This is a genomic window from Geodermatophilus sp. SYSU D01176 (genome assembly GCF_054050015.1).
In genome coordinates this window covers 189,013-209,604 of sequence record NZ_JBJGYN010000003.1, presented here as the reverse complement: position 1 = coordinate 209,604, position 20,592 = coordinate 189,013, and the positions used below count along the sequence as shown (strand labels likewise).

Below are 20,592 nucleotides of genomic sequence, written 5' to 3'. Positions count from 1 at the left end.
GACCGGCCTAGCCTGTGCCGGTGCCACCGCCCGACCACCCCGACTACCGGTTCACGCTGGCCAACGAACGGACGTTGCTGGCCTGGCTGCGCACCGGGCTGGCGCTGGTCGCAGGCGGGGTCGCGGTGGCCGAGTACGCCCCCGACCTCGGGGTCGGGTGGGGCAGCGCCGCGGTCGCGGTGGCGCTGGTCCTGACCGGGCTCGGGGCAGCGGTCGGCGGGTACGTGCGCTGGCGGCGCAACGAGCGGGCGATCGACGCCGACCGGCCGCTGCCACCCGGCCGCGTGCTGCCGGCTCTGGTCGCGGCGGTGGCCGCCGTCCTCGTGGTCGTCGCCGTCCTCGTCGGGATCGAGGTGCTCCGGAGGTGAGCGCCCAGGAGACCCAGCCGGAGCGCACCGTGCTGTCCTGGCAGCGCACCGGCCTGGGGGTGCTCGCCGTCGCCGGCCTGCTGGCCCGCGCGGCCGTGACCGGCGGCGCGCCGGTGCGGCTGGCGGTGGCCGGCGTCGTCGCGCTGCTGGGCCTCGCCGTCCTCGGCGGGCTGGCGCCGCTGCGGGAGCGGGCGGTGGAGCGGGCGCTGGACCGCGGCACGGGCGTCGCGGTGCCGCGCCTGGCACTGCTGGCCACGGCCGTCGTCGTCACGGTGGCCGGCGCCGCCCTCGTGGCGGTGTTCAGTCCCCGCTGACCGGCTGCTCGACGATGCCGAGCCGGTCGAGCAGGACGAGGAAGACCGCCGCGAAGTCGTTGGCGGCCACCTCCCGGCGCACCCGGTCCCAGTCGACCTGCTCGCGCAGCGCGCGGGCCACCGGCAGCACCCGCCCGTAGTCGCAGTAGTGCTCGTCGAGGGCCATCAGCTTGGTGACGACGATGTCGGTGGCCTCGAGCACCGGCATGTGCACCGACAGCACCGGCAGGTCCTCGGCCCGGTCGATGAGGTCCTGCTCCACCGGGATGCCGCAGGTGCGCCACAGCACGTCGACGAACGAGTTGCCCTGCACCACCTTGGTCAGCCAGTCCTCCGCCGGATCGACGACCTGCAGCCCGGCCTCGGCCAGCACCTTCGCCGCGCGCTCGGCCTCGGCGGCGGGCACGAGGAAGTCGGCGTCGTGGTCCGGCTCGGGAGCGCCGCGCACCCAGGCCGCGTACCCGCCGCAGAGCGCGAAGGGGACGTCGCCCTGTTTGAGCGCGACGGCGACGCGCTTGAGGAGGTCCCGGATCTCTTCGCGGTCGGACGGCAGCACGCAGCACCTGCTACCCGGGGTGCGCCCGTCGGAACGTGACGGTGTGGACGGCGGCGCGCGGGGCACAGGAACGCTCGTGCGGATCGCGACCTTCAACATCCTCCACGGGCGCTCGCCGGTCGACGACCGGGTGGACGTCGAGCGCCTCGCCACCGCGGTGAAGACCCTGGACGCCGACGTGCTCGGACTGCAGGAGGTCGACCGCGACCAGCCACGGTCCCTCGGCGCGGACCTGACCGCGGTCGCCGCCGAGGCGATGGGCGCGGTGGACTCGCAGTTCGTGGCGGCGCTGCACGGCACTCCCGGCGGCACCTGGATGGCCGCCACCGGGGAGGAGCAGCCCGGATCGGCCACCTACGGGATCGCGCTGCTGTCGCGCTACCCGGTGGTGTCCTGGCGGGTGGTGCGGCTGCCCGCCCTGCGCAGCCGGGTGCCGGTGTGGTTCCGCGGCGCCCCGCGGCCGACGATGGTGGGCGACGAGCCGCGGGTCGCCGTCGCCGCCGTCCTCGATGGACCGTCGGGGCAGTTCACCGTCTGCAACACCCACCTGTCGTTCGTGCCGGGCTGGGGCGCGCTGCAGCTGTCGAAGCTGGTGCGGTCGCTCACCGGCACCTGCGAGCCCCTGGTCCTCATGGGTGACCTGAACATGCAGGCGGGCCAGGCCGTGCGGGTCAGCGGGCTGCAGCCGCTGGCACCGGCCACGGCGGCGACCTTCCCGGTCGACGAGCCCACCCGGCAGCTGGACCACGTGCTGGCGCGCGGCCCCATCACCGCACGCGGGCCGGCCGAGGCGGTGCGGCTGCCGCTGTCGGACCACCGGGCCCTCGTGGTGCCCTGCGCACCTGCCTGACCGGGGAGGGAGTCTGCACCCGGCGGTTTCCGCGGAAACCGCCGCCCGGGACCGGGCTCAGGCGTTGCGGACGGCGGCGGCGGACTGGAGCCCGAGCTCCTCGACCGAGACCTGGCGCATCTCGACCTTGCGGACCTTGCCGGTGACCGTCATCGGGAAGGCGTCGACGATCTTGACGTAGCGCGGGATCTTGTAGTGGGCCAGCTTGCCCGCGCAGAACTCGCGCAGCGCCTCGGGGGTGAGCGGCTCGGCGCCCTCCCGCAGCCGCACCCAGGCCATGAGCTCCTCACCGAAGCGCTCGTCGGGGACGCCGATGACCTGGGCGTCGACGATGTCCGGGTGGGTGTAGAGGAACTCCTCGACCTCCCGCGGGTACACGTTCTCCCCGCCGCGGATGACCATGTCCTTGATCCGGCCGACGATGTTCAGGTAGCCCTCGGCGTCCATCACGGCGAGGTCGCCGGTGTGCATCCAGCGGGCGGCGTCGATGACCTCGGCGGTCTTCTCCGGCTCGTCCCAGTAGCCGAGCATCACGGAGTAGCCGCGGGTGCAGAACTCCCCCGGCGTGCCGCGCGGCACGGTCAGCCCCGTCTCGGGGTCGATCACCTTGACCTCCAGGTGCGGGTGCACGCGACCCACGGTGGAGGTGCGCCGGTCCAGGTCGTCGTCGGCGCCGGTCTGGGTGGAGACCGGGGAGGTCTCGGTCATGCCGTAGCAGATGGTCACCTCGGTCATCCCCATCTCCGAGACCACCCGCTTCATCACCTCCACCGGGCAGGGCGAGCCGGCCATGATGCCGGTGCGCAGGCTGGAGAGGTCGTAGGACGCGAAGTCCGGCAGCGCCAGCTCGGCGATGAACATCGTGGGGACGCCGTACAGCGAGGTGCACCGCTCGTCCTGGACCGCCTGCAGCGTCGCGGCCGGGTCGAAGCCGGGCGCGGGGATGACCATGGTGGCGCCGTGGCTGGTGGCCGCGAGGTTGCCCATGCCCATGCCGAAGCAGTGGTAGTAGGGCACCGGGATGCAGATCCGGTCGGCCTCGGTGTAGCCGCAGCCCTCGCCCACGAAGAAGCCGTTGTTGAGCAGGTTGTGGTGGGTGAGCGTGGCGCCCTTGGGGAAGCCCGTCGTCCCGGACGTGTACTGGATGTTGATCGGGTCGTCGGCCGACAGCCGGGTCTCCCGCTCGGCCAGCAGCCCGCGGTCACCGGACCGGCCGGTGGCGACCAGCCGGTCCCACTCCGCCGAGCCGAGGTAGAGGACCTCGCGCAGGCCCGGGCAGTCGCCGCGGACCTCGGCGACCATCGCCCGGTAGTCGCTGGTCTTGAACTCCGGCGCGCTGACCAGGACCGAGATGCCGGCCTGCTGCAGGACGAAGGCCAGCTCGTGCGTGCGGTAGGCCGGGTTGATGTTGACCAGGATCGCGCCGAGCTTCGCCGTCGCGTACTGGACGAACGCCCACTCGGCGCAGTTGGGCGCCCAGATGCCCACCCGGTCGCCCTTGCCGACGCCGAGCGCGTCCAGCCCCAGGGCCACGGCGTCGACCTCGGCGACGAACTGCGTGTAGCTGAAGCGGCGACCCGTGGCGCACTCCACCAGCGCCTCACGGTCGCCCACCCGCGCCGCCGTCCGGTCCAGGTTGGCGCCGATGGTGTCCCCGAGGAGGGGCACGGTCGAGGTGCCACTGCTGTAGGACGGCAGCGCGGGTGTCGTCACGGCTACTCCCCCGCCTGGACGCCGGCCCGGTTGGGCTTGTCGGTCGGGTGGGCGTACCGCAGGCGGTTGGGCGGCAGCGGGAAGTCGTGGTCCTCACCGAAGGGCGACAGCGGGCCGGCCGACTCCGCGAGGAACTCGCTCACGGGAGCGCCGCCGTCGTCCGACACACCCCAGGTGGGCTCTCTCAGGTGGTCGTGCTTCGTGTTCCGCTTCGCCATGTCGCCGTGTCCTCCGATGTGCTCAGTTCTCGCGCGCACCGCGCGGTGCCCGCGCGTCCGTCGTGCATCTTGGCGGAAGCAGTACCCCGGATGCACGCAAGTCAGCCCCTGCGTGGGGTCAGTGGTGGCGCACCGCGCGGGCGCCGTAGACCGTGGGGACGCCGTCCGCGGTGAGCACCCACTCGCGTGGCCCGACCGGCGCGGCACGCACCACCGCGTCGTGCAGCTGCTGGACCGCGCGGGTCCGCCACACCGCGGTGCTGGTCAGCCGCAGCCGCACCGGCTCGGCCAGGGGGTCGAGCTCGTCGTAGCCCTCGGGCTCGAAGGACAGCACCGCGGGGCCCGCGACGCGCAGCACGCCGGTCTGCCAGGGCACCGTCTGCAGCGCCCGCCGCCAGCGGTGGTGGCGGGCCAGCGCACCGGCGCCGGCGACGGCCGCGACGGCACCGACGAACACCAGCGAGACCACCAGCAGGCCGGCCAGGGGCAGCTGCCGCCCGGAGTCGCGGGCGATGGTCACCGCCGCGGCGGCGAGCAGCACCCCGAGGACGACGGCGATGACCCCGCCGGCCAGCCAGCGCAGCGCGCCGGCCTGGTAGCCGGTCAGCGCGGCGCGGGTCTGCGGGTCCTCCGCGGCCGGGATCACGCTCCCATGCTGGCAGGGGCGTCGGTGGGGACGGCGACGTAACGTGGACCGGATGTCCCCGCCCGCCCCCGCGACGCTCGCCTCCTGGCTGCGCACCCGCAGCGACGAGCAGCTCGCCGCGCTGCTGGCCGCGCGGCCCGACGTGGCCCGTCCCGCGCCGTCCGACGTCGTCGCGCTGGCCAGCCGGCTGGCCGTGCCCGTGTCGGTCGACCGCGCCCTCGACGAGCTGGACGCCGCCACGCTGCAGGTGCTCGACGTGGTGCTGCTCGCGGACACCGACGGGGTCGACGCCGCCGACCTGCCCGCGGCGCTGCCGGCGGTACCCGACGACGTCCTCGAGGCGGCCGTCGACCGGCTGACTACGCGGGCGCTGCTGTGGGGGGACGACGTGCTGCACGCCCCCGAGCCGGTGCGGCGCGCCGTCCGGTACCCGGCGGGCCTGGGCCGCCGGGCGGGAGAGCTGCGCCTGGCGCTGCCCGCGGACCTGCCGAAGGCCCTGGCCGAGCTGCCGGCCGAGGAGCGCGACGTGCTGGAGCGGCTGTCCGGGGAGCGACCGGTCGGCCACCTCCCCGACACCGACGGCGGCGCCGCCTCGCCCGCCCGCCGGCTGCTGCAGCGCGGCCTGCTGGCGCGCATCGACGCGCTCAACGTGGAGCTGCCCCGCGAGATCGGGCTGCAGCTCCGCGGCGGCCTGCCCTACGGACCACCGCGGCTGCGCCCGGAGCCGGCCGTCGTCGAGCGCGACCCCGCCGTCGTCGACCGGCAGGCCGCCGGCGCCGCGATGGAGGCGATCGGACGGGTCGGCGAGCTGCTGGCCCTGCTCGAGGAGGAGCCGGCCGGGCTGCTGCGCAGCGGCGGGATCGGGGTCCGCGACCAGAAGCGGCTGGCCCGCGCCCTGCACGTCCCCGAGCCGGAGGCCGGCTGGCTGCTGGAGCTGGCCCACGCGGCCGGCCTGCTCGACGTCGGCGGCCCGCACCGCGACGAGTGGCTGCCCACGCGGGCGTTCGACGTGTGGCGGGAGCAGGACCTGCCCGACCGCTGGGCGACGCTGGCCGCCGGCTGGCTGGCCGCCGTCCGGCTGCCCTCCCTCGCCGGGCAGCGCGACGTCGCCGGCAAGGCGGTCAACGCCCTCTCCCCCGACCTGGTGCGACACACCGCGCCGGCGATCCGCCGGTCGGTCCTGACCGCGCTCGCCGAGTACCCGCCCGGCCGCGGCGTGGCCGCCGGTGACCTGGTCGCCGTGCTGCGCTGGCGCACCCCGCGGCGGGCCGACCGGCTGGCCCCGGTCCCCGACCTGCTCGCCGAGGCCGCGCGGCTGGGCGTCGTCGTGAACGGGGTGCTGTCCAGCGGCGGGCGCGGACTGCTGGCCACCGGCGAGGACGGCGCGGCCGACGCGGTGCGCGGGCTGCTGCCCGCCCCGGTCGACCACGTGCTGGCCCAGCCGGACCTGTCGCTGGTCGCGCCCGGCCCGCTGGTCGCCGAGCTGGCCGACACCCTGGCCGTCGTCGCCGACGTCGAGTCCTCGGGCGGGGCGACGGTCTTCCGGGTGTCGGAGGCCAGCGTGCGCCGCGCCCTGGACTCCGGGTGGTCGGCGACCGACCTGCACGACTTCTTCGCCCGCGCCTCGCGGACCCCCGTGCCCCAGGCGCTGGACTACCTGGTGGACGACGCGGCCCGCCAGCACGGCCGGCTGCGGGTGGGTGCGATCGAGAGCTACGTGCGCTCCGACGACCACGGGCTGCTCTCCCAGGTGCTCAACGACCGGCGGACGGCGACCGCCGAGCTGCGCCGCCTCGCCCCCGGGGTGCTGGTCAGCGGGCTGGGCGCCGACGAGGTGCTCACCGTGCTGCGCGAGGCGGGCTACGCCCCGGCCGGCGAGTCCCCCGGCGGCGCCGTCCTCACCCGCCCGCCGGCCCGGCCCCGTGCCGCCGGCCGCCGTCCCGGGGGGTCCGCCTCGCAGGCGCCGCGGCCGCTCACCGGCGACGAGCTGGCCGCCACGGTGCGGGAGATCCGGGCGGGCGACGCCGCGTTGGCCGCCCGCCGCGGCGAGGCGGTGCGGCAGGTGCCGGGCGGGACGACGGCCGGCACGCTGGAGCTGCTGTCCCGCGCGGTCCGCGAGGGCGTGCCGGTGTGGCTGGGCTACGTCGACGCCCAGGGCAGCGGCAGCCAGCGCGTCGTCCAGCCGGTGTCGCTGGCCGGCGGCTTCCTGCAGGGCTACGACGAGCGCCGCGGGGAGAGCCGCACCTTCGCCGTCCACCGGATCACGTCGGTGGCGCTGGTCGAGGACGGCGCCGGCTGACCGCTCGACGGGAAGGACCTGTCGTCCCCGGTGGTTACCGTGTCCGAGGCCCGGCGATTTCCGCGGAAACCGCCGCTGTACGGCCGCCGCCCCCTCCCCCTCACGAGAGGTCCCGCGTGTCTGACGGCCCCCTGATCGTCCAGTCGGACAAGACCCTGCTGCTCGAGGTCGACCACCCCGCCGCCCGCGACTGCCGGGCGGCCATCGCGCCGTTCGCGGAGCTCGAGCGCTCCCCCGAGCACGTGCACACCTACCGGGTCACCCCGCTGGCGCTGTGGAACGCCCGCGCCGCGGGGCACGACGCCGAGCAGGTCGTCGACGCGCTGGTCCGCTACTCCCGCTACCCGGTGCCGCACGCGCTGCTGGTCGACGTCGCCGACACGATGGACCGCTTCGGCCGGCTGACCCTGCAGAACGACCCGGTGCACGGGCTGGTGCTCACCAGCTCCGACCGGGCGGTGCTGGAGGAGGTCGTCCGCAGCAAGAAGGTCGCCCCGATGCTCGGCGCGCGGATCGACGACGACACCGTCGTCGTCCACCCCTCGGAGCGCGGCCGGCTCAAGCAGGCGCTGCTCAAGATCGGCTGGCCGGCCGAGGACCTCGCCGGCTACGTCGACGGGCAGGCGCACCCCATCGAGCTGGCGCAGGACGGCTGGCACCTGCGCGACTACCAGCAGGAGGCCGTCGACGGTTTCTGGGCCGGCGGCTCGGGCGTCGTCGTCCTCCCGTGCGGGGCGGGCAAGACGCTGGTCGGCGCCGCGGCGATGGCCGAGGCCAAGGCGACCACGCTGATCCTGGTCACCAACACCGTGTCCGGGCGGCAGTGGAAGCGCGAGCTGCTGGCCCGTACCTCGCTGACCGAGGACGAGATCGGCGAGTACTCCGGCGAGCGCAAGGAGATCCGCCCGGTCACCATCGCGACCTACCAGGTGATCACCACCCGCCGGAAGGGCGAGTACCGGCACCTGGACCTGTTCGACGCGCAGGACTGGGGCCTGATCGTCTACGACGAGGTGCACCTGCTGCCCGCGCCGATCTTCCGGCTCACCGCCGACCTGCAGTCCCGTCGGCGGCTGGGCCTGACCGCCACGCTGGTGCGCGAGGACGGCCGGGAGGACGACGTCTTCTCCCTCATCGGCCCGAAGCGCTACGACGCCCCGTGGAAGGACATCGAGTCCCAGGGCTACATCGCGCCGGCCGAGTGCATCGAGGTGCGGGTCGCCCTCGACGACGAGGAGCGGATGACCTACGCGGTCGCCGAGCCCGAGGAGCGCTACCGGATCGCGGCGACCGCGACGAGCAAGCTGCCGGTGATCCGCCGGGTGCTCGACCGGCACCCCGACGAGCAGAAGCTGGTCATCGGCGCCTACCTCGACCAGCTCGACGAGCTCGGCCGCGCCCTCGATGCCCCGGTGATCCAGGGCTCGACGACCAACCGGGAGCGGGAGAAGCTCTTCGACGCCTTCCGCGCCGGGGAGATCAGGACCCTGGTGGTCTCCAAGGTCGCCAACTTCTCCATCGACCTGCCCGAGGCCGCGGTCGCCGTCCAGGTGTCGGGGACGTTCGGCTCGCGGCAGGAGGAGGCCCAGCGGCTGGGCCGGGTGCTGCGCCCCAAGGCCGACGGCCGGCAGGCGCACTTCTACACCGTGGTCAGCCGCGACACCCTCGACGCCGAGTACGCCGCCCACCGGCAGCGCTTCCTCGCCGAGCAGGGCTACGCGTACACGATCGTCGATGCCGCGGACCTGGCCGGCCCGGGCGAGGTCAACGGCCCCGACTGGGTGGACGAGCCCGCGGACTGACGAAGGACCCCCTGCCCCACCGCCCACGAGCTCGCGGCGGGGCCGGCGCCGTACGCGAGGAGCCCAGGACCATGCCGGTCCTGGGCTCCTCGCGCACGACGGTCAGGCGTGGCCGCCGTCAGGACGGTGCGCCACCCTCCGTGATCTCGCGCAGCGCCTGCAGGTGCCGGGTGTACACCTCCCGGCCCCTGGGGCTGAGGCGCAGCCAGGTCCGCGGGCGCTTGCCGACGTAGCCCTTGCGCACCTGCACGTAGCCCGCCTGCTCCAGCGTGCTGACCTGCTTGCTCAAGGCCGAGTCGGTCACGCCGACGACGTCGCGCACCCAGCCGAACTCCGCCTCGGTCGTGCCGGCCAGAGCCGCCACCACGGAGAACCGCACCGGCGCGTGGATGACGTCGTCCAGCCGGTGCCGTGGGTGGACGACGCCGGCCGGGACGCCGGAGGGCGCGCTGGTCACGCACGCGCCTCCGCGCGGGCGCCGAGGACGAGCGGGACGGCGCTGGCCAGCGCCGCCGGGAACCAGAACAGCGGCTGACCACGGAAGAACAGCAGGCCGAGGACGAGGACCACGGCGAAGACGGCTCCCCAGGACAGCAGTGCGCGCACCCAGCGGCGGGAGAAGCCGGACGGGGTGAGCGGGAGGCCGGACAGGAAGCCCACGCAGAGCCCGGCGGTACCCAGCAGGTGGGCGGCGGTCAGCCAGAGCACGGAGCCGTCGTCGGTCAGCAGGCCCAGCCCCGTCAGGTACACGACGTTCAGCGCGGCGAAGGCGAGCAGCCAGCCGACGTAACGGAACGCTGCCGCACGGACCGCGGCCTGCATCCGTGCGTGTGTGGCGAGGTGGTCGGCGGCGAGCAGCGCGCCGGGCTCCGTCTGGGACATGGCGACCTCCTGGGCTCGAGGACGTCACCGTGGCATGTACTTTCCACCGTTGCAAGTAGTTTCTCGCCCTGGCGCCGCGGGCCGTGGGTCAGTCCTGCGCGGCGGTCCACGCGGCGATCTGCGCCCGGGAGCGGAAGCCCAGCCGGGTGAGGATCTGCTCGACGTGCGACTCCGCCGTCCGCGGTGAGATGACCAGCCGGGCGGCGATCTCCCGGTCGGTCAGCCCCTGGGCCACGAGGTCGGCCACCTCGCGCTGGCGGCGGGTGAGCGGGCCGGACGGCGGCGGCTCCGGCGTCCCGGCCGCCGGCCCCTCCCCCAGGGCCAGCGCGACCGCCGCGGCCCGCTCCAGGGCGCTGCCCTCGGCGTACCGGGCGCGCCACCGCTGCTCGCCGAGCGCGCGCCGGGCTCCGCCCGCCCAGTGCGCGTCCATGGCGGCCAGCGGCGCCGGTTGCCGCGCCGGCACCGACCGCCAGACCGCCTCCGCCGCGCCGGCCAGCCGGGCGGCCGTCTCGGCATCCCCGCGGGCGGCCGCGGTCCAGCCGAGCGCGGTCACGCAGAGGGCGACGCCGCTGCGGTCGTCGACCTCGCGCATGAGCCGCAGCGCCTCCTCCTCGAGGCAGCCGGCGGCTCCGGGGTCGCCGCGGGCCAGCCGCACCAGCCCCTGGCCCCACAGGGCGTGCGACCGCGTCCACGGGTCGGCCGCGGTCGCGAGGCTCGTGCCGAAGGCCGCGTCGGCCGACCCGGGGTCGCCGGCGAGCAGGGCCACCACCCCGACGTCGGCCCAGCAGAAGGCGGCCGGCGTCCCGGCCGCCTGGTGCCGGGCCGCCGCCGCGCGCAGCAGCCGGTCCGCGGTCGGCAGGTCCCCCCGGAACAGCGCCGCCTGGCCGAGGTACTGGGTGGCCAGCGCCCCAACCGCCGGCAGGTCGAGGGCGTCGGCGTCCCGCGCCGCCTCCTCCAGCGACGGGACGGCCGTCTCCGGATCGGTCGCGACGAGCGCGAGGTAGCCGGCGACGAGGAGCCCCCGAGCCCGCTCGGCGCAGGGCTCCGGCACGGCGCGCAGCAGCAGGTCCAGCGCGCGCCGTCCCTCGCCGAGGTGGCCGCGGGCCGCCCAGTACAGCCACGCGTCGGCGACGACGGCGAGGCCGGCCGCCTCCTCCCCCGGCGTGCGCAGGCAGTACTCCACCGCTCCGGCGAGCTCGGCGTGCACCGCGGCGAGCCGGTCGAAGGCGGCGACCTGCCCGGGTCCGAGGAAGTCCGCCGCCGCGCCGGCCACGAGCCGGGCGCACCAGTCCCGGTGCCGCCGGCGCACCGCGTCCGCCTGCCCGGATGCGTCGAGCAGGCCGCGGCCGAACGCCCGGACGGTCTCCAGCATCCCGAACCGGCTCCCGGCGCCGTCCCGGACCACGGTGAGCAGCGACGCGTCGACCAGGGCACCGACGACGTCGAGCAGGTCCTCCCCCGGGAGTGCGCCGTCGGCGCACACCGCCTCGGCGGCCGGCAGGTCGAAGCCCCCCGCGAAGACCGAGCCGCGCGCCCACAGCAGCCGCTCGCGCTCGCCGAGCAGGCCGGCGCTCCACTCCATGGTCGCCCGCAGGGTGCGGTGCCGGTCCGGCCCCGACGGCCCCGACCGGCGGAGCAGCCCGAAGCGGTCGTCCAGCCGGTCCAGCAGCTCGGCCGGGGTCAGCGTGCGCAGCCGGACGGCGGCCAGCTCGATGGCCAGCGGGATGCCGTCCAGCCGGCGGCAGAGCTCGGTGAGCGTGTCGTCGTCCCGCGGGGTCAGCACGAGGCCGGGGGCCGCCGCCCGGGCCCGCTGCGCCAGCAGGGTCACCGCCTCCGACCCCGCGCCGACCGGCAGCGGCGGCACCGCGCACAGCGCCTCCCCCGGCAGGTCCAGCGGCGTCCGGCTGGTCGCCAGGACCGAGAGGCCGGGGCAGGCCGGCAGGAGCGCGTCGAGCAGCACGGCGCAGGCGTCGCGCAGGTGCTCGCAGTTGTCCAGCACGAGCAGCACCCGCCGCCGGCCGAGGACGTCGGCCAGCGACGCGGGGAGCCAGCGGCCCGTGCTGTCCCGGACGTCGAAGGCGGCGGCGACCTGCGCGGAGGCGAGCGCGGGGTCGGGCACGGCGGTCAGGTCGGCCAGGGCGACCCCGTCGGGGAAGGACCGGCGGAGCTCGTCGGCCGCCCGCAGCGCCAGCCGCGTCTTGCCCACCCCGCCCGGCCCGACCAGCGTCACCAGCCGGGACTCCGCCAGCAGCTCGCGCAGCCGCGCCAGTTCGGCCCGCCGGCCGACGAAGGAGCTGCGCTCGGCCGGCAGCCGGGGCCCCGCCGCGGGGGCTGCCCGCCGCACCATGGCCGGGGACCGTAGCGCCGGGTACGGGTCCGTGGGAGGAACCCGTACCGCCGTCGGTAGACCTCCCGACGCGGGCCCCGCCGGCCGGCGGGAGCGTGGCCGCATGGGCGAGCGGCGGCACCGGGAGGCGGGGCTCTTCCTCGTGCAGTTCCGGAGCTGCCCGCCGTCGGTGGAGGACGCGGTGGAGATGCACCGCGCCCTCCACCGGGCGGTGACCCGGCTCGGCGCGGCCGGGACGGCGATCCGTTGGTGCGCCGCCTGGCTCCTCCCCGACGAGGGCCGGTGCCTGTGCCTCGTGCAGGCCGAACGGGAGGTCGACGTCGTCCTCGCCCGCGACCTGGCCGCCCTGCCCACCGCGTCCGTCACCCCGGCGCGCGCGCTGGACGGGCCTCCCCACCACCGAACAGGAAGCAGGTACTGACATGTCCGCTCTCGACGACGGCCGGCGCACCCCCGTAGCGGCGGCCCCCCGTACCGGCGACACCACCGCGGACGGCTGGCGCGGCTGGGTGGCCCGCCGTCCCGTGACCGCCTTCCTGCTGATAGCGCTCCCCCTGGGGTGGGCGGTGCTCGCCGTGCCCGCACTCGCCCACCACGGGGTGCTGCCGGGCGGGCAGCTCCGCTTCGAGTTCTTCGCCCTGGCGCTCACCGTCCTGGTGGTGCTCCCCACCGCGGCCTGGGTCGTCTCCGTCGCGGAGGGCCGCGCCGGCGTGCGTCGGCTGTTCGCGCGCACGTTCCGCTGGCGGTTCGGTCTCGGCTGGTGGGCCGCGGTGCTGCTCGCCGTGCCGGTGGGGACCGTCGTCCTCGGCCTGGTGCTCGGCCGGGACCTGGACACCGCGGACCTGCCGTCGGTCCTGATCAGCGGGACGCTGGCCGCCCTCCTCCCCCTGTTCCTGGTCAACCTGTGGGAGGAGACCGTGTGGGCCGGGTTCGTGCAGGTCCACCTGGAGCGCCGGCACGGTCTGGTGGCGGCGGCCGCCCTGACCGGCGTGGCCTTCGCCGCCATCCACGTCCCCATGTCGTTCGCCGAGGACTTCACCGCGTCCTCGGTGCTGACCGAGCTGGGGTTCCTCCTGGGCGTCGCGCTGCTGTTCCGGCTCCTGGCCGGGATCGTCCTGCGCGGGACCGCCGGCAGTGTGCTCGCCGTCGCGGTGCTGCACGCCATGTGGAACGCCAGCAACAGCGAGGACTCGATCGTCGACGACCTGCTGTCCGGAGGTCAGCCGGTGCTGTTCGCCGTGCTGGCCGTCGCCCTGCTCACGGCGGTCACCGCACCCCTCGTCCGGGGTCGCGGCACCGCCGAGGAGCAGGAGACGGGCACGCCGTCCGGCCTGCACCGGACCGGAAGCGGGTCGTGACGATGTCCACGACCGACGCCCGCCGTCCCGTCCCCGCCCCGCCGCGCGGCCTGCGCGACCGGGTCGCGCGGCGCCCGCTGACCACCTTCCTCGTGCTGCTGTTCGCCGTCGGGTGGCCGCTCATGTCGGTCCCGGCGCTGACCGCGCACGGGGTCCTCCCCGGCGGCCCGCTGCCCCAGGAGCCGTTCGCCCTCGGGACGACGCTGCTGGTGATGCTGCCCGCCGCGCTGTGGGTCACCGCGGTCGCCGACGGGCGCGGAGCCGTCCGGGCCCTGCTCCGCCGAGCGGTCCGGTGGCGCTTCGGTGCCGGCTGGTGGGCCGCGGTGCTGCTGGCCCTGCCGGTGCTCACCCTCACCGTCGGGCTGCTCGCCGGAGCCGGCCTGGAGACCGGCGACCTGCTCGCCACGCTGGGCCGGGGCGCCTTCTCCGTGCTGACCGCGGTGCTGCTCGTGCACCTGTGGGAGGAGACGGTCTGGGCCGGCTTCTTCCAGGGCCGGCTGGAGCAGCGGCTCGGCTTCCTCCCGGCCGCGGCGCTCACCGCCGTCCCGTTCGCCGCGGTCCACGTGCCGCTGTCCTTCACCGGCGACCTGGCACCCGGCCGGCTCGCGCTCTCGATCGGCGGGCTGCTCCTGCTGGGCGTGCTGATGCGGCTCCTGGTCGGCGCGACCGTCCGCGGCGCCGCGGGCAGCCTGCTGGCGGCCGGGCTCGTGCACGCGACGCTCAACGTCGCCAACAACGAGGGCAACCTGGTGGACGACCTGCTCGGCGGAGCTCAGCCCTCGCTGTACGCCGTCGTCGCCGCGGTGCTGTTCACCGCCGGCGCCCTGCTGGCGCTGCGGACCCGGCGCTGAGTCGGGAACGTGTAGCACCTCCGGTGCTACCGTGGTGGGCATGACCCGCATCGGCGTGCGCGAGCTGCGGCAGAACGCCAGCCGGTACCTGGCCCTCGTCAAGGCGGGCGAGACGGTCGAGGTGACCGAGCGCGGCGAGCTCGTCGCGATCCTCGCTCCACCGTCCCCGGCAGCCAGCGCGCGCGAGCGGCTCATCGCCGAGGGCCGGTTGATCCCGGCCACCGGGCCACGCTTCATCCCGGAACCTGTGGCGGCCTCCCCTGGAGCGCCGAGCGTCTCGGAGGCCCTGGCCGAACAGCGTGCCGAGCGACTGTGATCGCCTTCGACAGTTCCGCTCTCACGAAGCTCGTCGTCCGCGAACCGGAGACCGCGCCCCTGCACGCGTGGCTGGAAGCACGTGCCGAGGCCATGTGGTCGGCCAGTTCCCTGACCCGTGTCGAGGTCGTGCGTGCCGTAGCCCGCTCCCGGGCCACGGCGGTACCGAGCGCTCGCAGACTCCTCGCGGGGATGGACCTGGTCCCGATCACCCCCGACCTGCTGGACGCGGCCGCTGACCTCGGACCGCCGTCCCTGCGCAGCCTGGACGCCCTCCACCTGGCGACGGCCCTGAGCCTCGGGTCGGCCCTGGACGCCTTCGTGGTCTACGACGAGCGACTGGCGCGGGCGGCCACCGACGCGGGGCTGCCGGTCGTCGCGCCGTCCTGACCCGAGGGGCCGGTGGGGTCGGCGGGACGGAACGGCCCGTCCGCCGCGCGAGACGAGCGCCACACCGACGGCCACCCGATCACGTCCGACCAGGTCAGGGGGCTGCGGACGGGCGCCATACGTCGTCGCGGGCGGGACGCGCGGGAGGTGGCCGGTTGGGCGTGTTGCTCGGCGCGCAGGCAGGATGGCCCTCGACATGGCGAGTGCAGCACGCGCGGAGGCGGTCGCCCCGCAGAGGACCAGCCGACCGCTCCGGGCGTGGCAGCAGGCCGCTCTGGAGAAGTACGAGCAGGAGTCCCCGAAGGACTTCCTCGTCACCGCGACCCCGGGCGCCGGCAAGACGACCTTCGCCCTCACCCTGGCCGCACGGCTGCTGCAGCGACGCGAGGTCGCCCGCGTGGTCGTCGTCTGCCCGACCGACCACCTGCGCCTGCAGTGGGCCGACGCGGCCGACCGGATGGGCATCGTCCTCGACCCGGGGCTGACCAACGCCGTCGGCCCGGTGCGCGCCGGCACCCAGGGCTACGTGACCACCTACGCGCAGGTGGCCGGCAAGCCCATGCTGCACGCGGCCCGGTCCACCGCGGTCAAGACGCTGGTCATCCTCGACGAGGTGCACCACGCCGGCGACGGCCTCTCCTGGGGCGAGGCGGTCGAGGAGGCCCACGGCCGCGCTGCCCGCCGGCTCTGCCTGACCGGGACGCCGTTCCGCACCAAGCCCGACGAGCGCATCCCCTTCGTCCGCTACGAGGAGGACGGCTTCGAGGGCGACAACGGGGAAGCCGGCATGGGCCTGGTCAGCCGCGCCGACTACACCTACGGCTACAAGGAGGCGCTGGCCGACAACGTCGTCCGCCCGGTCGTCTTCGCCGCCTACACCGGCACCTCGCGCTGGCGGAACTCCGCCGGCGAGGTGGTCGCCGCCTCGCTGTCCGAGGCGGGCACGCGCTCGGTGGAGATGCAGGCCTGGCGCACGGCGCTGGACCCCAAGGGCCAGTGGGTGCCGCACGTCATCGCGGCCATGGACGACCGGATCACCCACCTCCGCGAGGACGGCGGCATGCCCGACGCCGCCGGGCTGATCCTCGCCAGCGACCAGGACGACGCCCGCGCCTACGCCAAGATCGTCCGCCGCGTCACCGGGAAGGCGCCCGAGCTGATCCTCTCCGACGACCCCAAGGCGTCGAAGAAGATCGAGCGCTTCGCCACCGGCTCGGCCCGGATCGCGGTCTGCGTGCGGATGATCTCCGAGGGCGTCGACGTCCCGCGGGCCGCCGTCCTGGCGTGGATGACCTCCTACCGGACGCCGCTGTTCTTCGCCCAGGCGGTCGGCCGCGTCGTCCGCGCCCGGGCGTCGCACGAGTCGGCGACGGTGTTCCTCCCCGCCGTCCGGCCGCTGCTCTCGCTGGCGGCGTCCATGGAGGAGCAACGCAACCACGTCATGCCGCCGCCGAAGGCGAAGGACCCCGAGGACCTCGACCTCGAGCCGCTCCCGCCCAAGGAGCGCGAGCCGGTCACGATGAAGCAGTTCGAGGCGCTGGAGGCCGACGCCCGTTTCGCCCACGTGCTGGCCAGCGGCACCGCGCACACCGGGGAGGGCCGGCCGGCCGCGCCGCTCGCCGCCGAGGAGGAGGACTTCCTCGGCATCCCGGGCCTGCTCACCGCCGAGCAGACGGCGTCGCTGCTGGCCAAGCGGGATGACGAACTGCGGCTGCGCATCGCCCAGCGGGCCCACCACGACGACGACACCGGCGAGCTGCCGCTCGTCGAGGACCACCCGGACGAGGACGACGCCGGCCGATCCTGGCGCGACGCCGCCGAGCTGCGCCGGGAGATCAACCGCCTGGTGGCGCGGGTCGCGGCCAAGACGTCCAGGCCGCACGGGGTGGTGCACACCGAGCTGCGCAAGTCCGTGCCCGGGCCGCCGTCGGCCTCGGCGTCGGTCGACGTGCTGCGCGCCCGCCGCGAGCGCCTGCGCACCATGTTGTGAGTGGCACTGCGGGCGTTCTCCGTGCTCTGCGGGTGACGTAGCACCAGCAGAGCAGGGAAAGAGCCGGCAATGGCCCCTACCGTGCGACGGCGGCTGGGGCGAGCATGACCGCGCCGGGTGGCACGTCCCGGACGACGGTGGCGTTGGCGCCGATGCGGGCGTCGTCCCCGACCGTGACCGGCCCGACGACGACGGCGCCGGCCCCGATGCTCACCCGGTCCCCGATCACCGGCTGACCGCGCCCGGTGTGCCCGACGGTGACCTGCTGGTTGACCCGGCAGTCCCGGCCGACGGTGCACGCGGTCAGCGTGGTCGCGAAGCCGTGCTCGATGAACAGCCCCGGGCCGATCACCGCGCAGTTGAGGTGCAGCGTGGGCAGCGGCCGGTAGACCGCGCGCAGCAGCAGCCGCACCACCCACGGCAGCGGGGTGAGCCGGTAGTGCACCAGCGAGCGGAACTCCGGGTGCCGGGCGACCAGCCAGCCGAACCGCGCGCATTCTGGCAGCCGGTCCAGCCGCGGCCGGTCGAGGCACTGCGCCCACCGCTCCGCGTCCCGGCGGGTGTACGGCCCCGCGGCGCTGCCCTGCACCGCCCGCCACAGCGGCCAGGCCCATGCCATCACCAGCCAGGTCGCCGGGTGGCGCGCGGACTCGACGGCGGGCACGCCGCCACCCTGCCCGAGCACGACGCCCGCTGACAGCTCCCCGACCGGGCAGGGTCGGGCGGTCAGCCCGGAGCCGGGGTGAGCAGCCCGCGGGCGGCGGCGAGGGCGACCGCCTCGGTCCGCCCGCCGGCACCGAGCTTGGCCAGGATCCGGCTGACGTGCACGCTCGCGGTCTTCTCGCTCATGTAGAGCTCCGCGCCGATCTGCCGGTTGGTGCGGCCCTGGGCCAGCAGCCGGAGCACCTCGGCCTCGCGCGGCGTGAACACCGCGGCCGCGTCGGGGACCCGGCCGACCCCGGGCAGGTCCAGCCGCCCGCGTCGGGCCAGCGCCGTGACCGCCGACCGCAGCGGTGCGGCACCGAGCCGGGTGGCGACCTCCGCGGCCGCCCGCAGCTCCTCGGTGGCAGCCGCCCGGTCGTCGACGGCCAGCAGCGCCTCGGCCAGCCGCCAGCGCGACCGGGCCTGCTCGTAGACGTGCCCGTAGCCGAACGCGTCGACCGCGGCCCGCCAGAGCCGGGGGTCGGCCCGGCCGGCCAGGCGGGCGGCCTCGGCCTCGACCCGGGCCTGCCACGCGGCCGCCTCCACGCCGAACGGCCCGATGTCGCGCAGGTGGTCCGCGACCGCCGAGCGGGCCAGACCGACCAGGTCCTCCCCCGCCGCGACCCAGCGCCGCACGCCGACGTCGTCGCCCTGCAGCCGGGCGGCCGCGGCGGCGTCCCCCACCGGTGCCAGCGCGGTCGCGACCAGCCGGAGCACGGCCAGCCGGTCGGCGTCCCAGTACGCGTGCACCTGCTGCGCCGCCTCGCGGGCCCGCTCCACGGCCGTCGCGGCGTCCCCGGCCCAGGCGGCGAGGTCGATCTCCGCCCCGGCCGTCGCCACCAACAGCAGGACGTGCGCGTCCAGCCGGGTGGTCAGCCCGCGGGCCCAGACGACGCGCTCGGCGGCCGTCGGGTCCCCGCGGCCGACCTGCACCAGCAACCCGGCGGCGCGCACGTGCGCTGCCATCTCCGGGACGCGGGCCAGCCGGTCGGCCAGCTCCAGGCTGGCGTCCCAGTCGCCCGAGACGTAGCGGGCCGTCACGCCCAGGTGCCGCAGCTCGGCCCCGTAGAAGGACCACTCGACGCCGAGCTCGGCGGCCCGGGCGAGTGCCGCCTCGACCCACCGCAGCGTCGCGGCGACGTCCCCGGCCTCGTAGGGGCCGACGGCGAGGTTGAACAGCACCCGCAGCTCGACGTCGGTGTCCCCCGACCGCCGCGCCCGCACGAGGGCCTCCTCGAGCCGGCCGGTCAGGTCGCTGCCGCCGCGCATCCCGGCCAGCGAGACCGCGGTGTCGGCCCAGGCGCCGTCCAGGCCGAGCGCGTCCGCGGCGGCCAGGGCCTCGTCGGCCGCGGCGTCGGCCTCCGCCCGCCGGCCCAGCGACCAGCTGGTGCGCGCGTGGGTGGCCGCCGCCCAGGTCCGCACCGGGGACGGCGGGTCGGCCGGCACCAGCGCCATGGCCCGGCTGCTCTCCCGGTAGGCCGCCGCCTGGTCCTCGATCAGCCTCAGCGCCTGTGCCAGCCGGTAGTGCACCCGCGCCCGCTCGACCGGGTCGCCGTCCGGGCCGAGCAGGTCCAGCGCCGAGCGGATCAGCGCCACCGCCCGCTGCGGCTCCCCGGCGGTGCGCGCGGCCGCCGCGCTGTCGAGCAGCAGCGCCGGCTGGTCACGCCCCGCGCGGGCGGCGGCGTCGGGCACCGCCGACCACAGCGCCAGCGCCGCCTCCAGGTGCTGCAGCTGCTCGGCGGGCGCGCCGGCCCGGCACGCCTCGGCCGCCGCCTCCAGCGAGGCCGAGAACGCCCCGGCGAGGTCGTTGCTGGCGCGGGCGTGGTGGGCCAGCTCGGCGGCGGTGCCGGCTCCGGGGTTCTCCGCCAGGTACCGGGCGGTCGTCGCGTGCAGCCGCACCCGCTCGCCGGGCAGCAGGTCGGCCAGCACCGCCTCGCGCAGCAGGGCGTGCCGGAACCGGTAGCGGCCGTCGGAGACCACGAGCAGGTGGTGGTGCACGGCCTCGGCCAGCGCGGCCTCCAGCTCGGCCGGTGGCAGCCGGCTGACCGCGGCCACCAGGTCGTGCCGCACCCGCCGGCCGGCGACGGCGGCCACCCGCAGCACCCGCTGGGCCGCCTCGCCGAGCTGCTCCACCCGCGCCAGCAGCACGTCGGTCAGCCCCAGGGGCAGCGTCTCGCCGGCCAGACCCGCCGCGAGCAGCTCCTCGGCGTAGAAGGCGTTGCCCTCCGCGCGCGCGACGACGTCCTCGACGGTGCGGTCGGACACGCCGGCGGCCAGGCCGCGCACCAGCTCGCCGACGGCGGCGTCCGGGAGCGGCCCCAGCTCCAGCCGCTCGACCACCGGCAGCCGCACCAGCTCGGCCAGCAACGGGCGCAGCGGGTGGCGGCGGTGCAGGTCGTCGGAGCGGTAGGACGCGACGAGCGCGACCGGGTCCTCGGTCAGCCGGGCGAGCAGGTAGCGCAGCAGGTCACGGCTGGAGCGGTCGGCCCAGTGCACGTCCTCGAGGACGACGAGCAGCGGGGTCTCCGCGGCCAGCTCGCCCAGCACCGCGGCGACGGACTCGAACAACTGCAGCCGCCCGCCGTCGGCGACGGGACGGCGGACCAGCGGGCGGCCGAGGTCGGCGACGTCCCCCGGCGGCAGCTCGGGCACCGCGGGCACACCGCGGCCGGAGAGCAGTCCCGGCAGTCGTGACCCCGCGGCCACCGGGCGCAGCAGGTCCACGAACGGCAGGTAGGGCAGCCCGACGTCGCCGAGGTCGACGCAGTGCCCGGTCAGGACGCGCAGGCCGCGCTCGGCCGCCCGGGTGGCCAGCTCGTCGAGCAGCCGGGTCTTGCCGACGCCGGCGTCACCGGCCAGGAGCACCGCGGAGGGGCGGCCCTCGACGGCGCGGTCGACCGCCGCGAGCAGGCGGGCGAGCTCCGCGTCCCGCCCCACCAGCGGCCGGTCGTCGTCCCACTGCGGCACGGCACCGATCGTGGCACGGTCCAC

At 76.2% G+C, this 20,592-nt stretch carries 20 protein-coding genes; 11 read left to right on the top strand and 9 right to left on the bottom strand.

Going from position 1 to position 20,592, the window contains the following annotated elements; genetic code table 11:
- Nucleotides 1-20: 20 nt before the first annotated feature.
- Both ACI78Z_RS03815 and ACI78Z_RS03810 read left to right on the top strand, forming a co-directional pair.
- Nucleotides 21-368: a YidH family protein gene (locus ACI78Z_RS03815; RefSeq protein ID WP_457035188.1), complete on the top strand. Its 348-nt coding sequence runs from the start codon at nt 21-23 to the stop codon at nt 366-368.
- Complete coding sequence (locus tag ACI78Z_RS03810) at nt 365-682, top strand: DUF202 domain-containing protein (protein ID WP_457035187.1); 318 nt, start codon at nt 365-367, stop codon at nt 680-682. Before ACI78Z_RS03815 ends, ACI78Z_RS03810 begins: the two co-directional genes overlap by 4 nt.
- Here ACI78Z_RS03810 and ACI78Z_RS03805 read toward each other — a convergent pair.
- The gene (locus ACI78Z_RS03805; protein ID WP_457035186.1) at nt 669-1,238 is read right to left on the bottom strand and encodes a nucleotidyltransferase family protein; all 570 of its coding nucleotides are present in this window, start codon (nt 1,236-1,238) and stop codon (nt 669-671) included. The genes ACI78Z_RS03810 and ACI78Z_RS03805 overlap by 14 nt on opposite strands.
- A gap of 76 nt (nt 1,239-1,314) precedes the next feature.
- Here ACI78Z_RS03805 and ACI78Z_RS03800 point away from each other — a divergent pair, with 76 nt between their 5' ends.
- Nucleotides 1,315-2,088, top strand: coding sequence for an endonuclease/exonuclease/phosphatase family protein (locus tag ACI78Z_RS03800; protein WP_457035185.1), 774 nt, complete (start codon nt 1,315-1,317; stop codon nt 2,086-2,088).
- 57 nt (nt 2,089-2,145) lie between these two features.
- Here ACI78Z_RS03800 and ACI78Z_RS03795 read toward each other — a convergent pair whose 3' ends face one another.
- From ACI78Z_RS03795 to ACI78Z_RS03785, 3 genes are all read right to left on the bottom strand, one after another.
- Entirely contained in the window at nt 2,146-3,801 is a 1,656-nt protein-coding gene (locus ACI78Z_RS03795; RefSeq protein ID WP_457035184.1) for an AMP-binding protein, read from the bottom strand.
- A gap of 2 nt (nt 3,802-3,803) precedes the next feature.
- A complete protein-coding gene (locus tag ACI78Z_RS03790) occupies nt 3,804-4,019 on the bottom strand; it encodes a hypothetical protein (RefSeq protein WP_457035183.1) in 216 nt (71 codons plus the stop codon).
- 118 nt (nt 4,020-4,137) lie between these two features.
- Nucleotides 4,138-4,665 carry a hypothetical protein gene (locus ACI78Z_RS03785; RefSeq protein ID WP_457035182.1) on the bottom strand — a complete coding sequence of 176 codons (528 nt, stop codon included), beginning with the start codon at nt 4,663-4,665 and terminating at the stop codon, nt 4,138-4,140.
- A gap of 52 nt (nt 4,666-4,717) precedes the next feature.
- Here ACI78Z_RS03785 and ACI78Z_RS03780 point away from each other — a divergent pair, with 52 nt between their 5' ends.
- Together ACI78Z_RS03780 and ACI78Z_RS03775 are read left to right on the top strand one after the other, a co-directional pair.
- Nucleotides 4,718-6,964, top strand: a complete 2,247-nt coding sequence (locus ACI78Z_RS03780; protein WP_457035181.1) for a helicase-associated domain-containing protein — start codon at nt 4,718-4,720, stop codon at nt 6,962-6,964.
- Nucleotides 6,965-7,080: 116 nt separating this feature from the next.
- Complete coding sequence (locus tag ACI78Z_RS03775) at nt 7,081-8,766, top strand: DNA repair helicase XPB (RefSeq protein WP_457035180.1); 1,686 nt, start codon at nt 7,081-7,083, stop codon at nt 8,764-8,766.
- Between the two features lie 118 nt (nt 8,767-8,884).
- On the opposite strand, the gene ACI78Z_RS03770 is transcribed toward ACI78Z_RS03775, so the two are convergent.
- From ACI78Z_RS03770 to ACI78Z_RS03760, 3 genes are all read right to left on the bottom strand, one after another.
- Nucleotides 8,885-9,223 carry a winged helix-turn-helix domain-containing protein gene (locus tag ACI78Z_RS03770; RefSeq protein WP_457035179.1) on the bottom strand — a complete coding sequence of 113 codons (339 nt, stop codon included), beginning with the start codon at nt 9,221-9,223 and terminating at the stop codon, nt 8,885-8,887.
- Nucleotides 9,220-9,648: a hypothetical protein gene (locus ACI78Z_RS03765; RefSeq protein ID WP_457035178.1), complete on the bottom strand. Its 429-nt coding sequence runs from the start codon at nt 9,646-9,648 to the stop codon at nt 9,220-9,222. Before ACI78Z_RS03765 ends, ACI78Z_RS03770 begins: the two co-directional genes overlap by 4 nt.
- Nucleotides 9,649-9,736: 88 nt before the next feature.
- Nucleotides 9,737-11,995 carry an ATP-binding protein gene (locus ACI78Z_RS03760; RefSeq protein WP_457035177.1) on the bottom strand — a complete coding sequence of 753 codons (2,259 nt, stop codon included), beginning with the start codon at nt 11,993-11,995 and terminating at the stop codon, nt 9,737-9,739.
- A gap of 103 nt (nt 11,996-12,098) precedes the next feature.
- Here ACI78Z_RS03760 and ACI78Z_RS03755 point away from each other — a divergent pair, with 103 nt between their 5' ends.
- The 6 genes from ACI78Z_RS03755 (at nt 12,099) to ACI78Z_RS03730 (ending at nt 16,899) form a co-directional block, all read left to right on the top strand.
- Nucleotides 12,099-12,416, top strand: a complete 318-nt coding sequence (locus ACI78Z_RS03755) for a hypothetical protein (RefSeq protein ID WP_457035176.1) — start codon at nt 12,099-12,101, stop codon at nt 12,414-12,416.
- Between the two features lies 1 nt (nt 12,417).
- On the top strand, nt 12,418-13,353 hold the full coding sequence (locus ACI78Z_RS03750; protein ID WP_457035175.1) for a CPBP family intramembrane glutamic endopeptidase: 936 nt from the start codon (nt 12,418-12,420) through the stop codon (nt 13,351-13,353).
- Between the two features lie 2 nt (nt 13,354-13,355).
- Nucleotides 13,356-14,204 carry a CPBP family glutamic-type intramembrane protease gene (locus ACI78Z_RS03745; RefSeq protein ID WP_457035174.1) on the top strand — a complete coding sequence of 283 codons (849 nt, stop codon included), beginning with the start codon at nt 13,356-13,358 and terminating at the stop codon, nt 14,202-14,204.
- 40 nt (nt 14,205-14,244) lie between these two features.
- Complete coding sequence (locus ACI78Z_RS03740; protein WP_457035173.1) at nt 14,245-14,520, top strand: type II toxin-antitoxin system Phd/YefM family antitoxin; 276 nt, start codon at nt 14,245-14,247, stop codon at nt 14,518-14,520.
- Nucleotides 14,517-14,909, top strand: a complete 393-nt coding sequence (locus tag ACI78Z_RS03735; RefSeq protein ID WP_457035172.1) for a type II toxin-antitoxin system VapC family toxin — start codon at nt 14,517-14,519, stop codon at nt 14,907-14,909. Before ACI78Z_RS03740 ends, ACI78Z_RS03735 begins: the two co-directional genes overlap by 4 nt.
- A 196-nt stretch (nt 14,910-15,105) precedes the next feature.
- Nucleotides 15,106-16,899: a DEAD/DEAH box helicase gene (locus ACI78Z_RS03730; protein ID WP_457035171.1), complete on the top strand. Its 1,794-nt coding sequence runs from the start codon at nt 15,106-15,108 to the stop codon at nt 16,897-16,899.
- A 76-nt stretch (nt 16,900-16,975) separates the two neighbouring features.
- Here ACI78Z_RS03730 and ACI78Z_RS03725 read toward each other — a convergent pair whose 3' ends face one another.
- Together ACI78Z_RS03725 and ACI78Z_RS03720 are read right to left on the bottom strand one after the other, a co-directional pair.
- Complete coding sequence (locus tag ACI78Z_RS03725) at nt 16,976-17,563, bottom strand: serine acetyltransferase (RefSeq protein WP_457035170.1); 588 nt, start codon at nt 17,561-17,563, stop codon at nt 16,976-16,978.
- A gap of 62 nt (nt 17,564-17,625) precedes the next feature.
- Nucleotides 17,626-20,568, bottom strand: a complete 2,943-nt coding sequence (locus ACI78Z_RS03720) for an ATP-binding protein (RefSeq protein ID WP_457035169.1) — start codon at nt 20,566-20,568, stop codon at nt 17,626-17,628.
- Between the last annotated feature and the right edge of the window lie 24 nt (nt 20,569-20,592).